The 13,473-nt window shown below is 65.1% G+C and carries 19 protein-coding genes and 1 other RNA gene; 7 read left to right on the forward strand and 13 right to left on the reverse strand.

Going from position 1 to position 13,473, the window contains the following annotated elements; translation table 11 throughout:
• Positions 1-23: 23 nt before the first annotated feature.
• The 5 genes from AC1RRT_RS04520 to AC1RRT_RS04540 are packed head-to-tail and all read right to left on the reverse strand — an operon-like array spanning position 24 to position 3,421.
• Positions 24-467, reverse strand: coding sequence for a YbgC/FadM family acyl-CoA thioesterase (locus AC1RRT_RS04520; protein WP_493012561.1), 444 nt, complete (start codon positions 465-467; stop codon positions 24-26).
• A complete protein-coding gene (ruvB, locus tag AC1RRT_RS04525; RefSeq protein WP_493012563.1) occupies positions 460-1,509 on the reverse strand; it encodes a Holliday junction branch migration DNA helicase RuvB in 1,050 nt (349 codons plus the stop codon). Before ruvB ends, AC1RRT_RS04520 begins: the two co-directional genes overlap by 8 nt.
• Positions 1,506-2,144: a Holliday junction branch migration protein RuvA gene (ruvA, locus tag AC1RRT_RS04530; protein WP_493012565.1), complete on the reverse strand. Its 639-nt coding sequence runs from the start codon at positions 2,142-2,144 to the stop codon at positions 1,506-1,508. Before ruvA ends, ruvB begins: the two co-directional genes overlap by 4 nt.
• Complete coding sequence (ruvC, locus tag AC1RRT_RS04535; RefSeq protein ID WP_493012567.1) at positions 2,141-2,650, reverse strand: crossover junction endodeoxyribonuclease RuvC; 510 nt, start codon at positions 2,648-2,650, stop codon at positions 2,141-2,143. The genes ruvA and ruvC overlap by 4 nt, the downstream gene beginning before the upstream one ends.
• Positions 2,651-2,671: 21 nt before the next feature.
• The gene (locus AC1RRT_RS04540; protein WP_493012569.1) at positions 2,672-3,421 is read right to left on the reverse strand and encodes a YebC/PmpR family DNA-binding transcriptional regulator; all 750 of its coding nucleotides are present in this window, start codon (positions 3,419-3,421) and stop codon (positions 2,672-2,674) included.
• A 275-nt stretch (positions 3,422-3,696) separates the two neighbouring features.
• Between AC1RRT_RS04540 and AC1RRT_RS04545 the strand changes: the two genes are divergently transcribed.
• The 3 genes from AC1RRT_RS04545 to AC1RRT_RS04555 all read left to right on the forward strand — a co-directional run bounded on the left by AC1RRT_RS04545 (position 3,697) and on the right by AC1RRT_RS04555 (position 5,323).
• Positions 3,697-4,248: a PAS domain-containing protein gene (locus tag AC1RRT_RS04545; protein ID WP_493012571.1), complete on the forward strand. Its 552-nt coding sequence runs from the start codon at positions 3,697-3,699 to the stop codon at positions 4,246-4,248.
• A gap of 31 nt (positions 4,249-4,279) precedes the next feature.
• Complete coding sequence (locus AC1RRT_RS04550) at positions 4,280-4,747, forward strand: PAS domain-containing protein (RefSeq protein WP_493012572.1); 468 nt, start codon at positions 4,280-4,282, stop codon at positions 4,745-4,747.
• A gap of 78 nt (positions 4,748-4,825) precedes the next feature.
• The gene (locus AC1RRT_RS04555) at positions 4,826-5,323 is read left to right on the forward strand and encodes a PAS domain-containing protein (RefSeq protein ID WP_493012574.1); all 498 of its coding nucleotides are present in this window, start codon (positions 4,826-4,828) and stop codon (positions 5,321-5,323) included.
• Here AC1RRT_RS04555 and AC1RRT_RS04560 read toward each other — a convergent pair.
• The 5 genes from AC1RRT_RS04560 to AC1RRT_RS04580 all read right to left on the reverse strand — a co-directional run bounded on the left by AC1RRT_RS04560 (position 5,320) and on the right by AC1RRT_RS04580 (position 8,017).
• On the reverse strand, positions 5,320-6,135 hold the full coding sequence (locus tag AC1RRT_RS04560; RefSeq protein WP_493012576.1) for a TIGR00282 family metallophosphoesterase: 816 nt from the start codon (positions 6,133-6,135) through the stop codon (positions 5,320-5,322). The two genes, AC1RRT_RS04555 and AC1RRT_RS04560, sit on opposite strands and share 4 nt — an antisense overlap.
• Positions 6,136-6,151: 16 nt before the next feature.
• A complete protein-coding gene (locus AC1RRT_RS04565; RefSeq protein WP_493012578.1) occupies positions 6,152-6,787 on the reverse strand; it encodes a 5-formyltetrahydrofolate cyclo-ligase in 636 nt (211 codons plus the stop codon).
• Between the two features lie 33 nt (positions 6,788-6,820).
• Positions 6,821-6,977, reverse strand: a non-coding RNA gene (gene ssrS, locus AC1RRT_RS04570) — 6S RNA.
• Positions 6,978-6,990: 13 nt separating this feature from the next.
• Positions 6,991-7,326 carry a cell division protein ZapA gene (locus AC1RRT_RS04575; RefSeq protein ID WP_493012580.1) on the reverse strand — a complete coding sequence of 112 codons (336 nt, stop codon included), beginning with the start codon at positions 7,324-7,326 and terminating at the stop codon, positions 6,991-6,993.
• A 10-nt stretch (positions 7,327-7,336) separates the two neighbouring features.
• Entirely contained in the window at positions 7,337-8,017 is a 681-nt protein-coding gene (locus AC1RRT_RS04580) for a hypothetical protein (protein WP_493012582.1), read from the reverse strand.
• A gap of 133 nt (positions 8,018-8,150) precedes the next feature.
• Between AC1RRT_RS04580 and AC1RRT_RS04585 the strand changes: the two genes are divergently transcribed.
• Positions 8,151-8,906 (forward strand): sulfite exporter TauE/SafE family protein, encoded by a 756-nt coding sequence (locus tag AC1RRT_RS04585; protein ID WP_493012584.1) that lies wholly within the window; start codon positions 8,151-8,153, stop codon positions 8,904-8,906.
• A 94-nt stretch (positions 8,907-9,000) separates the two neighbouring features.
• Entirely contained in the window at positions 9,001-10,641 is a 1,641-nt protein-coding gene (locus AC1RRT_RS04590; RefSeq protein WP_493012586.1) for an acyl-CoA synthetase, read from the forward strand.
• Positions 10,642-10,683: 42 nt separating this feature from the next.
• Here AC1RRT_RS04590 and AC1RRT_RS04595 read toward each other — a convergent pair whose 3' ends face one another.
• On the reverse strand, positions 10,684-10,848 hold the full coding sequence (locus tag AC1RRT_RS04595; protein ID WP_493012588.1) for a YdcH family protein: 165 nt from the start codon (positions 10,846-10,848) through the stop codon (positions 10,684-10,686).
• Positions 10,849-11,008: 160 nt separating this feature from the next.
• Between AC1RRT_RS04595 and AC1RRT_RS04600 the strand changes: the two genes are divergently transcribed.
• Positions 11,009-11,728, forward strand: coding sequence for a UbiX family flavin prenyltransferase (locus AC1RRT_RS04600; protein ID WP_493012590.1), 720 nt, complete (start codon positions 11,009-11,011; stop codon positions 11,726-11,728).
• On the opposite strand, the gene AC1RRT_RS04605 is transcribed toward AC1RRT_RS04600, so the two are convergent.
• Entirely contained in the window at positions 11,725-12,282 is a 558-nt protein-coding gene (locus tag AC1RRT_RS04605) for a TIGR02444 family protein (protein ID WP_493012592.1), read from the reverse strand. The two genes, AC1RRT_RS04600 and AC1RRT_RS04605, sit on opposite strands and share 4 nt — an antisense overlap.
• A gap of 52 nt (positions 12,283-12,334) precedes the next feature.
• Here AC1RRT_RS04605 and AC1RRT_RS04610 point away from each other — a divergent pair, with 52 nt between their 5' ends.
• On the forward strand, positions 12,335-12,550 hold the full coding sequence (locus AC1RRT_RS04610; RefSeq protein WP_492982255.1) for a YdcH family protein: 216 nt from the start codon (positions 12,335-12,337) through the stop codon (positions 12,548-12,550).
• Here the strand turns inward: AC1RRT_RS04610 and AC1RRT_RS04615 are convergent.
• Positions 12,540-13,451 carry a LysR family transcriptional regulator gene (locus AC1RRT_RS04615; RefSeq protein WP_493012594.1) on the reverse strand — a complete coding sequence of 304 codons (912 nt, stop codon included), beginning with the start codon at positions 13,449-13,451 and terminating at the stop codon, positions 12,540-12,542. The genes AC1RRT_RS04610 and AC1RRT_RS04615 overlap by 11 nt on opposite strands.
• Positions 13,452-13,473 lie beyond the last annotated feature (22 nt).

Here is a 13,473-nt window from a genome sequence, read left to right on the forward strand (position 1 = left end):
CCTTTTCGTTACGAGTTAGCAGATCAATGCGACAAATTTGGTGAAAGTGTGGCGAAAACCGCCGCAATCGGGGCCGGAACGCGTCTGGGCCGGCCAGCCTGGTCGATGCAGGCCAACCTAACCTCTGCCCGGGCCAGCAATTCCTCGCCGCGCCAGACATCCTGGCGGGCAGTCAGGCTGGCGCCCCGCAGCTCGGTAATGGCGGTCGTAACGGTCAGATCCTCATGCAACCTGGCCGGTTTCAGGTATTCGATATTGCAGGCCCGGACGGCGAAGGCCACACCCTGCGCCGCATCGGCCATGACAGCGCGCTGGCTGATGCCCTTTTGCAGCAGCAGGTCGGAGCGGCCGCGCTCGATGAAGCGCAGATAATTAGCGTAATAGACGATGCCGGCGGCATCGGTGTCTTCCCACTGCACCCGCAGAGAATATTTATGGGGCGGATAGCGATGCAAGGATTCAGGCATCATCATCTCCCAGCAGGTCGAGCTGGCCGGCGGTGCTTAAGGACGCCGGAGCGTTGAGACCGAGATGGGCGAAGGCGGCGGCCGTGAGCAGGCGACCGCGCGGGGTGCGCTGCAGGAAGCCCTGCTGAATGAGATAGGGCTCGATGATGTCTTCCAGCGCGTCGCGCGGTTCCGACAGCGCGGCGGCGATGGTTTCGACGCCGACCGGGCCGCCCTGGAAGTCGCGGGCGATCACGGTCAGATAGCGGCGATCCATGGCATCCAGGCCGCGCGCATCCACTTCCAGCCGCAGCAACGCCGCGTCGGCGGTGGCGGCATCCACCACCTTGGCCTTGGCATAGACGGCGAAATCGCGCACGCGGCGCAGCAGGCGGCCGGCCACGCGCGGCGTGCCACGGGCGCGGCGGGCGATTTCTCTGGCGCCTGAGGCGTCGAGTTCGAGATCCAGGATACGGGCGCCGCGCCGCACGATCAGTTCCAGCTCCTCGACTTCATAGAAGTTCAGGCGCAGCGGAATGCCGAAACGCTCGCGCAGCGGCGTGGTGAGCAGGCCCGACCGCGTGGTGGCGCCGACCAGGGTGAAGGGCGGCAGGTCGATGCGCACGCTGCGCGCCGACGGCCCCTCGCCGATGATCAGGTCGAGCTGGAAGTCCTCCATCGCCGGATAGAGGATTTCCTCCACCGCCGGATTGAGGCGATGGATCTCGTCGATGAACAGCACGTCGCGCGCTTCCAGATTGGTCAGCAGCGCGGCGAGATCGCCGGCCTTGGCGATCACCGGGCCGGACGTGGCCTTGAAGCCGGCGCCCAGCTCGCGCGCCACGATCTGCGCCATGGTGGTCTTGCCCAGGCCCGGCGGCCCGTGCAGCAGCACATGGTCCAGCGCCTCGCCGCGCTCCTTGGCGGCATGGATGAAGATGCTGAGATTCTCGCGGGCGCGCTGCTGGCCGATGAAATCGCCGAGCACCTGTGGGCGCAGATGGCGCTCGAAGTCGTCGCCTTCGGCTTTCGCGCTGGACACGATACGAGGGGCTTCACTCATCGCGCCAGCTCCTTGAGGGCTGCCGGAATGAGCTGCTGCACATCTATTGGTTTACCGGGCGCCTTGTCGCCGAGATTGCGGGCGGCGGTGGTGACGGCGCCAAAGGCATCGGCGCGCTTGTAGCCCAAGTTGACCAGGGCCGAGAGCGCATCAGCGACCGGGCCACCGGTCTTTTCCTCGACTGCCGCGATCTCACCCGGCGCGGCCGCAGCAACAGATGACCCCAGCGCGATGCCGCCGACCTTGTCCTTCAGCTCGGTGATCAGGCGCACGGCCAGCTTCGGCCCGACGCCGTCGCAGCGGTTGAGCGTGGTCTTGTCGGCAGACGCAATGGCGCGGAACAGCTCGTCCGGCGCCAGCGTCGACTGGATGCCGAGCGCGACCTTGGCGCCGACGCCCTGCACGGTCTGCAGCAGGTTGAACCAGCCGCGCTCGGCTTCGGAGAGAAAGCCGAACAAATGAATGTGATCTTCGCGCACATGGGTCTCGATATGCAGGCGCACCGCCTCGCCCGGACGTGGCAGGCTGCGCAGCGTGCGGGCCGAGCAGTAGACCTGATAGCCGACGCCGCCGACATCGAGGATGCAGGCGGTCTCCGACACGCTGTCGAGCAGCCCGCTGAGCTTGGCGATCATCGGGGGACCCGCACTTCCGCCGTCATCACGCGGCGCGCGGTGGCGGCATGATGCGAATGGCAGATGGCGACGGCCAGAGCATCGGCAGCGTCTGCGCCCGTCACATTGCAGCCCGGCAGCAGGCGCTTCACCATGGCATGGACCTGGTCCTTCTCGGCCGCGCCGGTGCCGACCACGGCCTTCTTGATCACGGTCGGCGCATATTCGCCGACGGCCAGCCCCAGCAGGGCCGGCGCCAGCAGTACCACCCCGCGCACCTGGCCGAGCTTCAAGGTCGAGGACGGATTCTTGTTCACAAAGGTCTCTTCCACGGCGGCCGCCTGCGGCTGCCACTGGCTAAGGATTTCCGCCAGCGCGTCATGCACGGTGCGCAGGCGATAGGCGAGTTCGTCGTCCGGGTTGGTGCGGATGGTGCCATGCGCCACATGGCTCAACCGGTTGCCCTCGGCGGAGATCACTCCCCAGCCGGTGGCGCGCAGGCCCGGATCGAGACCAATGATGCGCATCTGACTCTTTCAGCCGCCTCTTCAGCTCGCGAGCTTCTTCAGCTCGTCGTCGGAAATATCGAAATTGGCGTAGACCGTCTGCACGTCGTCGCTGTCCTCGAGGACCTCGATCATCCTGAACAGCGTCTCGGCCTTCTCGCCCTCGACCGGCGTGGTGGTCTTGGGCTTCCAGACCAGCTTGGCCGACTTGGGCTCGCCGAACCGCTTTTCCAGCGCCTCGCGCACGGCGGCGAAGTCATCCTGCGCGCAGGTGACGCTGTGGCCTTCCTCATCGGACTGCACATCCTCGGCGCCGGCTTCCAGCGCGCCCTCGAACAGCGCTTCGGCGCTGGCGGCGGCGACGGGGAAGACGATCTCGCCGACGCGGTCGAACATGAAGGCGACCGAATTGGTCTCGCCGAGCGCCCCGCCGTTCTTCGAAAACGCCGCGCGGACTTCACCAGCCGTGCGGTTGCGATTGTCGGTCAGCGCCTCGACGATCACGGCGACGCCGCCGGGGCCGTAGCCCTCGTAGCGCACCTCTTCGTAATTCTCGGTGGCATCGCCGCCGGCGCCGCGCTTGATCGCGCGCTCCAGCGTGTCCTTCGACATATTGGCGACGCGGGCGGCCTGGATGGCGGCGCGCAGCCGGGGGTTGGCGGCCGGATCGGGCTGGCCGGTGCGGGCCGCGGTGGTCAGTTCGCGGATCAGCTTGGTGAAAATCTTGGCGCGCTTGGCATCCTGCGCGCCCTTGCGATGCATGATGTTTTTAAACTGGGAATGGCCAGCCATGACGGAACCTGCGGCTAAATCGTGAAAAAGCGACCGAATCGGGCATGTTTACCACATTTCGGTCCGTTTATCTGCCCGGCCCCACCAGGTTGCGGCCGACCGCCAGCGCGATAAAGCCGGCGCCCCGCAAAAGCAAGGATGCCGCGGGATACCGGCTGATCCTTCGGGGTGAGTGTTTCGTTGCGCCGAATCACGCGGGCCGCTAGTGTTTTGGCCGACCGGGGACCCACCCCGCCTCACGTCTGACAAAAATAATACAACCTATACAATAACTTATGAGCAGCGCGAGCGACATCATGCAGCTGGTAGCCGTGCCGGGCGGAGGGGCCAGACCCTCCAGCGGCCTGCCGGGCTATCCGCAGTCGGTGCTGCTGACCTATGCCCATGGCCTGTGGCTGGCGGCCCGCGGCGCGGCCGAGATGCCCCATCGTGGCATGCTGGAGCATCCGGGCCTGGAGCCGCTGCGCCCGCAGCTGATCCTGATGGCGCTCGAGCGCGACCCGCATGACTTCCGCTATGTGATGATCGGCAGCCGCATGCAGGCGCTGAGCAACGGCGATTATTCCGGCAAGCGCCTGAGCGAGATCGCGCACCAGCGCGCGCCCAGCATGGTGTGGGACCACCTCACCGCCGCCGTCGACTGCCGCGCGCCGGTGAAGGGCGTGCTGCCCTATGTGGGCCGCAGCCGCGAGATCAGCAGCATCTTCCATATCGTCATGCCGCTGGCCGATGACGGCGAAACCGTCGACCATGTGCTGGTCTGCGTCGACCTGCACCAGGCCGTGCGCCTGCAGGATGGCACCGATCCCTTCACGCAGCTGGGCTAGCGCAGGCCAGCCATTGTCAAGCATGCGCGACATGCTGATGAGCCGCCATGCCACGCCAGTCCTGCTGCGTGGATATGACTACTGGAACGCCAAGCGCGGCGCCCGCCTGATGCCATCCCGCGCTGACATCGACCCCATCGAAATGGGCAACCTGCTGCCCAACATCGTGCTGATCGATGTGCTGCGCGAGTCCAAACCGGGTTGGCCGCTCGACTTCCGCTACCGCGTGATGGGCACCGTGGTGGATTCGCATATGTCGCGCCGTTTCACCGGCGTGCAGATGAGCGAGGTGGCGCACCAGCAGCCGGACAGTCAGCTCTGGCGCAACTTCGAGCATGTGGTGACAGAGAAGCGGCCGCAACTTAACCACGTGCCCTATGTCGGCCCGCACAAGGATTTCCTGACCGTGATGGACCTGATCCTGCCGCTGTCGCCCGATGACGACACGGTCACCATGCTGATGTCGGTGGTGGATTTCATCCCACGCGGGATGAACTGACCGGCTTCACGCGCCCGTGCATAGGCCGCGCCTACTTAGGACGTGCATGGCCGGGGCTTTCATGCCACCCTTTCCCCGATGAACGGCCCGGCCCAGGCATCGCCTGATCTCGATTTAAGCGGCGCGACGCCGCTGCTGCTGCGCGGTTACGACTACTGGCGCGCCAAGCGCGGCGCCCGCCTCATGCCGGCGCGCGCCGATATCGAGCCCACCGAAATCGTTTCCCTGCTGCCGCATGTCATCCTGATGGATGTGCTGTACGACTCCAAGCCGGGCTGGCCGCTGGATTTCCGCTATCGCCTGCTCGGCACCCAGGTGGATGCCCAGATGAATGCGCGCTACACCGGCCAGTGCATGAGCGACCTGCCGCACCAGAAGCCGCCAAGCCGCATCTGGACCAGCCTGTCGACCGTGACCGAAGCCAAGACGCCGCGGATCAACCGCGTGCCCTATGTCGGCCCGCACAAGGATTTCCTGACGGTGGTGGATATCGTGATGCCGATGGCATCGGACGGCGTGCGCGTCGACATGCTGTTCTGCATCGTCGACTTCCTGATCCGCGATCCCGACCTCTAGAGCGTTGCCTGGGCGAGCCGGCCGCCCAGCCTGATCGGCGAAATCCGCGTGGCCAGGCCGGTGCGATCATCCGTCTCGACATAGACGGCGCAGAGCGTGCCCTCGCCATTGGCCGGCTCGAAGCGTCCGTTCGGCACCTTGCGGGTGAAGCGGTTCAGCGGCTCGGTCTTGTCCATGCCGATCACCGAATTGTAGTCGCCGCACATGCCGGCATCGGTCTGGTAGGCCGTACCGCCGGGCAGGATCTGCGCATCAGCCGTGGGAATATGGCTGTGCGTGCCGCAGACCAGTGAGGCGCGGCCATCGCAGAAATGGCCCATCGCCATCTTTTCCGAGGTCGCCTCGCCATGGATGTCGACAATGATCGCATCGGCGCCCGCGCCAGCACCCAGACGGTATTTCTGCAGCTCGCCGTCGACAGCGGCGAAGGGATCGTCCAGCGGATCCATGAAGATGCGGCCCATCACCTGGATCACCAGCACCTTCTTGCCGCTTTGCAGCGTGTATAGCGCCGCACCCTTGCCAGGCGTGCCCTTGGGGTAATTCAGCGGCCGCAGCAGTTTCGGATCGGAGTTGATGTAGCTGAGGGTCTCGCGCTGGTCCCAGGCATGGTTGCCAAGCACGATCACATCAATGCCGGCGGCATAGAACTCTTCGCAGATTTTCCCGGTGATGCCGAAGCCGGCAGCCGCGTTCTCGCCGTTGACCAGCACGAAATCGAGGCCAAGCGTCTTGCGCAGCTCCGGGATGCGCGAGACCACCGCGTCGCGGCCCGAGCGGCCGACAATATCGCCGCAATACAGAAGTTTCATTGCTGGTCCTGTCTACTCAGTCCTTGGCAAACCGCACAGCGCCGCGTTCGGTCACCGCCCAGTCCAGTATTTCGTCATGCGTCCCGTGAGGCAACTCCGCCACCTGCTGTACCGCGAAGGCATAGCCGACAGCTACAATCTTTTTACCTGAGGCCCGCAGAGCCTGCAGCGTCGCGTCGTAATAGCCGCCACCCATGCCGAGCCGCCGGCCGGCCGTATCGAACCCGATCAGCGGCACCAGCAGGATATCGGGCGGCAGCATGGCCGCGCCCTCGCCCGGTGCCGGAATGCCATAGGCGCCGCCCGGCGGCGGATTGGCAAGGTCTTCGCACAGGCGGAACTGCAGCAGGCGCGACCCCTTCTGCACGGCGGGCAGCACGATCCGCGCGCCCTGGCGCTGCAAGGCCAACAGCAGCGGCAACGGATCGAGCTCGTCGCCCATCGGCCAGTAGCCGGCAACCACCTGGCCAGCGGATACGGGAATGGCGGCAAGAAAACGCTCGGCCGCCAGCGCGGCAATCGCCGCGCCATTCGTTTGCGCGGCTTCGGCGCGGCGCAGCTTCAGCTTGGCGCGCAGGCTCGCCTTACGCTGATCAAGACCGGAGCGTTGGTCGAGTGCGGGATCGCCAGGGGAGTCGTTTCGCGAAGCCAAGCCGGCCTGATCAATTGAAGGGAGCGGAAGTGGACGGGCCCGCCATGGCCGTTAGCATGAACTAACCTCTGTGGCCTGGCGTACCAGGTGGGCGCCGTATGATCGGAACCAGGGCTCCGGCCAGGGACAGCTCCCTAGAGATGAGCATTGGCCCCAGGGTTATGAACACCAACGCACCGGGCAGCACCCGTCCAAGGCCTTATTTAGGTGGTCTCCAGCCTTGCGGCAATGTCTTCCAGCCGTTTTGCCAGCCCCAGCAGGGCATCGGCGCCGCCAGCGGCCGTTTTCTGCTCTTCAGAGAGCGCATTAACCTCTTGCCGCATGGCGGCCACGTCGCGCTGGGCCTGCTCCAGGTCGTCGGCCAGGGTGAGCGCCGTCATCAGCAGGAGGCGCGCCTCGCCCACCTGGCCAACCAGCGCCGCCAGTTCCTTCACCCGCACATCGACCAGCCCGGACAGGCGGCGGACCTGATCCTCCTCGCCGTCGTCGCAGCCGATCGGATAGAGGCGATTGTTGACGGTGACATTGATCTCAGCCATCGCAGCCTCCTTACATCCGCACTTCTGCATCCAGCGCCTGGCGCAGGCGCGCCATCGTCGCCTCCAGCCGCGCCGCGACACCCGACTGGAAGGCCTGCATCTCGGTATGGGCCGCGCGCGCCGCTGCCAGTTCAGCCTTCAGCGCCGCGACTTCGCCGTGACCTGCGCCATTCGTGGCCGCGGCAGGTGCTGCCGTCTGCTGCGTCACCTGTTCCTGCAATGCCACCTTGGCGTCAACCGCAGCAGCCAGCCGGCCGCGCAGGTCTTCCGTCTCCTTGCGCAGCGCCGTGGCCTCGGCGTCGCGTGCCTGCAACTCCACCTTGGCATCCACCGCGGCAGCCAACTTGGCGCGCAACTCGTCGACGGTCTGCTTCAGCGCCGCGATCTCAGCCTCACGCGCACCGAGCGTTTCGCGCAGTGCGCTGTCATCCTGCACCACGGCCGCTTCGTCCTGCTGCAATTGCGCCAGTTCGGCGCGCAGGGCATCGACCAGGGCAGCGCGTTCGCGCAGGGATGCGGCCTCGTCGCGCGCGGCCTGCACCTCGTCGCGCAGGGTTTTGAGCTCGGATGCCACCAGGCCATGCTGTTCGGCCAGCGACCGGAATGCCGCCCCGCGCTGCGCCAGGGCGGTATCCAGCCGGCGCACGGCCTGCTCCATGGCGGCCACCGCTGCAGAGACACCGGTTTGCATTGGTTTGCTTCAGTTCATTGGTGTTGGGCGGTAAACTTGATATGGAAGATAAACTTCGCGACCGCTCCGCGCAACCAAACCGCTTGCCGTCTTCCCGCCACATTCTACCTGACCGCCCATGACCGATTTTCCAATGATCGCAGATCCCTGGTTCTATGCGGCCGCCTTCCCGGCGGTCCTGATCGTGGGGATGAGCAAGGGCGGATTCGGCCCCGGCACCAGCCTGATCGCCCTGCCGCTGCTGAGCCTGGTGCTGCCGCCGCTGCAGGCCGCCGCCATCATGTTGCCGGTGCTCTGCGCCATGGACCTGGCCGGCCTGTGGGGCTTCCGCGGCCGCTGGGACAAGGAAAACATGAAGATCATCCTGCCCGGCGCCCTGATCGGCATTGCCATCGGGACGCTGACGGCGGGGTATGTCAGCAACAGCGGCGTCGAGATCATCGTCGGTAGCGTGGCCGTGGTCTTCGCCCTGCAGAAATGGCTGAAGCGCGGTCCGGTCGAACCGGCGCGGCCCAATATGGCCAAGGGTATATTCTGGAGCGCCTGTTCGGGCTTCACCAGCTTCATAGCCCATGCGGGCGGTCCGCCGCTGCAGGTCTATCTGCTGCCGCAGCAGATGGACAAGACCAAGTTCGTCGCCACCACCGTGATCTTCTTCGCCATGGTGAATTACGTGAAGCTGGTGCCCTACTGGTGGCTGGGCCAGTTCACCCCGGGCAACCTGGCGACCGGCGCCGTGCTGGTGCCGGTGGCGGTCGGCGGCGTGTATCTCGGGATGTACCTGCACCACAAGATGAGCGACGCGCTGTTCTTCCGCATTGTCTACGGCTTCGTCTTCCTCTGCGGCCTGAAGCTGCTGGCAGACGGCTTCGGCCTGCATTTCCCATAAGAAAACTGGCCAACAAACAGGGATATTCCGGGGGCGGTTGCCGCAGATGCACAGTTTGCTCTAGCTTGGCATCCATCAGGGGGGCTGCCGGACAATGACCACGATTTACGACCGCGATCTCGACCAGAACCGGGCCAATTACGAGGCCCTGTCGCCCATGAGTTTCCTGCGCCGCACGGCCGAGGTCTTTCCCAACCACCAGGCCGTGATCCACGGCAAGCTGCGCTATTCCTATATCGAACTGTATCAGCGCTGCCGCCGGCTGGCCTCGGCGCTGGAAAAGCGCGGCATCAAGCGCGGCGACACGGTGGCGATCATTGCGCCCAACACGCCTGCCCATCTGGAAGCGCATTTCGGCATCCCCGTCACCGGCGCGGTGATCAACGCGATCAACACACGGCTTGATGCCGCCGCCATTGCCTTCATCCTGGAGCATGGCGAGGCCAAAATCCTGTTCACCGACCGCGAATACAGCGCCGTCGTGAAACAGGCGGTGCATATCTCGAGCAGCAAGCCCATCGTCATTGATATCGACGATCACCTCTGCACCACCGGCGAGCTGTTCGGCGAAATGGAGTATGAGGAATTTCTGGCAAGCGGCGATCCTGATTGGGAGTGGCGCGGCGTCAGCGATGAATGGGATGCGGTCTCGCTGGGCTACACCTCGGGCACCACCGGCAACCCGAAGGGCGTGGTGACGCATCATCGCGGCGCCTACCTGAATGCCGTCGGCAACGCGGTGACCTGGAACCTGCCCAAGCACCCGCGCTATCTGTGGACCCTGCCGATGTTCCACTGCGACGGCTGGTGCTTCCCCTGGACCATCACCATGCTGGCGGGCGTGCATGTCTGCCTGCGCAAGGTGGATCCGGCGCTGGTCTTCGACAGCTTCCTGAATCACGGCGTGACGCATTTCTGCGGCGCGCCCACCGTGCTGACCATGCTGATCAACGCGCCCGATGACGTGAAGGCCAAGCTGAAGCCCGGTGTCAAATGCATGACGGCCGGCGCGGCCCCGCCGGCCGCGGTGCTGGCTGCGATGGAAAAGATGGGCTTCGACGTCACCCATGTTTATGGCCTGACCGAAGTCTATGGCCCGGCCGTGGTCTGCGACTGGCATGAAGAATGGGACAGCCTGCCGTTGCCCGAGAAGGCGGCGATGAAGGCGCGCCAGGGCGTGCGCTATCACGTCGAGGAAGACGTCACCGTCCTTAATCCTGAAACCATGGAACGCGTGCCGGAAGACGGCGAGACCATGGGCGAGATCATGTTCCGCGGCAATATCGTGATGAAGGGCTATCTGAAAAACCCGAAGGCCACGCAGGAGGCCTTTGCCGGCGGCTGGTTCCATTCCGGCGATCTGGGCGTGCTCTATCCGGGCGGCTACATGCAGATCAAGGACCGCTCGAAGGACATCATCATTTCAGGTGGCGAGAATATCTCCACCATCGAGGTGGAAGGCGTGCTCTACATGCACCCCGATATCGTCGAGGCCGCGGTGGTCGCGCGCCCGGACGAGCATTGGGGCGAGACGCCCTGCGCCTTCGTCACCCTGCGCAATGGCGCGCAGACGACCGCCGACAAGGCAGGCGGCGACGCCATCATCGCCTTCTGCAAGGAGCGGCTGGCACGGTTCAAGGTGCCCAAAACCGTGGTGTTCGGCGAGCTGCCGAAAACCTCGACGGGCAAGATTCAGAAGTTTGAACTGCGCGAGAAAGCCAAGGCGATCAAGTGAGGAGCCTTACGCTCCGCTCACTTGAAGCCCGGCTGACGCCAGTTACTGGGTATATCGGGAGATGGCCTCTTTCAGCTTCAGCTTTTCGCGTTTGAGCTGGGTGAGGCGGGTCTGATCGGGCATCGGGCGGTGGATCTCGTCATCGATCGCCGCTTGCAGGCTGTGATGTTTTTCGATGAGAGTGTCGAGATGCGCCAAATTGTTCATCGCGGGCTCCTCCTTTCGGTTCGGAGCGCGTCAACCGGCCAAAAGCTGCGGTCGCCCTGCGAGGCACGACCGCATCGGTCCGCGCCTTCAGTTAGCTAAGCACTCGTCTCGCGCTTTGTCAGCCCCGAATTGGTAAATTCTCACAGAAGCGAAATTTTGTATGCGCCGCACACGGAAAACCTCTGACAAAACGCCCTCCAAGCGAGCAGCGGGCAAAACCGCGCGCGTGGGCGGCGAAGCGCGGCCTGAAATCAGGAAGCGCAGCCAAGCTGCGATCAGTGCAGGAAAAATTATCCCGGCGATCCGACACCCGGCGCAGCGGCGCCTGGTTGTAGGCATCACCGGCGCCTCGGGCGTGACCTATGGCATCCGTTTGCTGGAAGCGCTCAAAAACAGCGGCATCGAATCCCATCTGGTCATGAGCCGGGCCGCCGAGATGACCATCGCATACGAAACGACTCGGGATGCGAAGGATGTGAAGGCGCTGGCGACCAAAGTATACGCCGTTGGCGATATCGGCGCGGCGATCTCGTCGGGCTCGTTCCAGACGCTGGGCATGGTTATCCTGCCCTGCTCGATGAAGACACTGGCCGAGGTCGCCACCGGCGTGACCAGCACATTGCTCAGCCGCGCCGCCGATGTGACGCTGAAAGAGCGCCGCCGGCTGGTGCTGGTGCCGCGCGAGACGCCGCTGCATCTGGGCCACCTGCGCAACATGACGGCGGTGACCGAGATGGGCGCGATCATCGCGCCGCCGATGCCGGCTTTCTATGCCATGCCGCAGACGCTGGAGGACCTGGTCGATCACACGGTCGGCCGCGTGCTCGATCTCTTCGGGCTCGACAGCGGCCTGGTGAAGCGCTGGAGCGGCCGGCCTTAAGACTCAGAGAGCGCCGCGCCGAGCAGATCGGCAGCCAGCTGCATCGCCTCCGCATTGCCGCCCGCTATCTGATCCAGATACTGCGACAGATGCGTCGCCGCCGCCTCCACATGATCGGCGCGCGACAATGGCAGCGGGCGTTTGGTGGCCGGGCTGATGCGACTCACCGCTGCCAGCCAGGCCTGCGCCACCTGCTCCAGCCGCAGCTCCAGCGCCTTGGCATCGGCATAGAGGGATTCCGCTGCCGGTTCATCGGCGATCAGGGCCTTCAGCGCGCGCCTGGCTTCGCGAAACGGCTGCAGCACGGCATTCACCGGCGCGACCGCATGCGCGGCATGGTCAAGCTCGGCCGCTTCCCAGCCGGGATAGCCCTTGGCGGCGCGCCAGAAGCCGAGCAGCAGCAGATTCACATCGGCACCAAAACGGTCCTGCAGGGCCAGGCAGGCTTCGGCCACGCCCGGGCGGCCGTAGAGCTCCAGCGAGAAGGCCCAGAGACCGGGAACCTTAACGTCGCTGGCGGAAAGGGTTTTTGGGCGGCTATCGGACTCGGTCATTCATGCTATGGTAGCGGGCTTTTATGGCCCAAGGGTAGGCTTGAGTGACGGTATGAATTTTCCCGGTCCCATCGACACCGAGGAATTGGAGCGCAAAGTCGCCGATCTGCGCGCCGAGCACCGCGACCTCGACGACGCGATTGCCGCGCTGGCCGAGCAGCCGAGCCTCAACCTGATCCAGATCCAGCGCATGAAAAAGCGCAAGCTGGCGCTGAAGGATCAGATCACCCGCATCGAAAACCTGCTGATCCCCGACATCATCGCTTAGGGCGCGCCGCCGCGAAGGCGGCCGAGATTTCCCCGGTCAGCGCGCGCGCCGGCGCCGACAGCACCCGGCCTTTCAGTTGCAGGAAACCGAGCTGCCGGCTCAAGGCCGGGCCGATCAGCGGCCGCATGCAAAGCTTGTCAGTCGAAAACATCGTGAAGGTGAGTGCCGGCAGGGCCGTGACGCCCAGGCCTGCCGCGACCAGCGCGATGCAGGAGGCGATCTGCTCGACCTCGTAGCGCGGCTGCAGCGCGAAATCGGCCTGCAGCAGCACGGCATCGGCCAGCCGGCGCACCGACGTGCTGCCGGCCATCGCCACATAAGGATGGCCGGCCAGTGCGCTCCAGGGCAGCGGGCTTTTTCCCTTCAGCGGATGATCGTCACGGCAGACGAGGTGAATGCGGTCGGCGCCGAGCTCCTCATAGGCCAGCGCCGCCGTATCGGCGATGCGCGTGGTGACGGCGAAATCGGCGATGCCGTCGCTCACCATCTTCACGGCGCGCTCGTGCATCACGTCGTAGATCGCCACGTCGATGCCGGGATATTTGCGCTGCAGCCGCTCCAGCGCCGCCGGCAGGATCGAGGTGGCGACCGATGGCAGCACGGCGATGGCCAGGCGCCCATGCAAACCGCTGACGCGGGAGGCCACGCTCTGCAGCCCAACCTTCACGTCTCGCAGCAGATCTTCGGCCACGGCGGCGAGATGGCGGCCATCGGCGGTCAGCGTCACGCTGCGGGTGCTGCGGTCGAACAGCTGCAGAGCGAGCTCAGCCTCGATCTTGCGGATCGCCACGCTGAGCGCCGGCTGCGAGATGCGCAGCTCGGCGGCGGCGAGACTGAAGCTTTCCAGTCGCGCGGTGGCGGTGAAGATTTCGAGCTGGCGAAGGCTGAGATTTATAGGCACAGATTATAAGTCCATATTTCTT

The organism is Ferrovibrio sp. GW821-FHT12B10, from assembly GCF_058807515.1.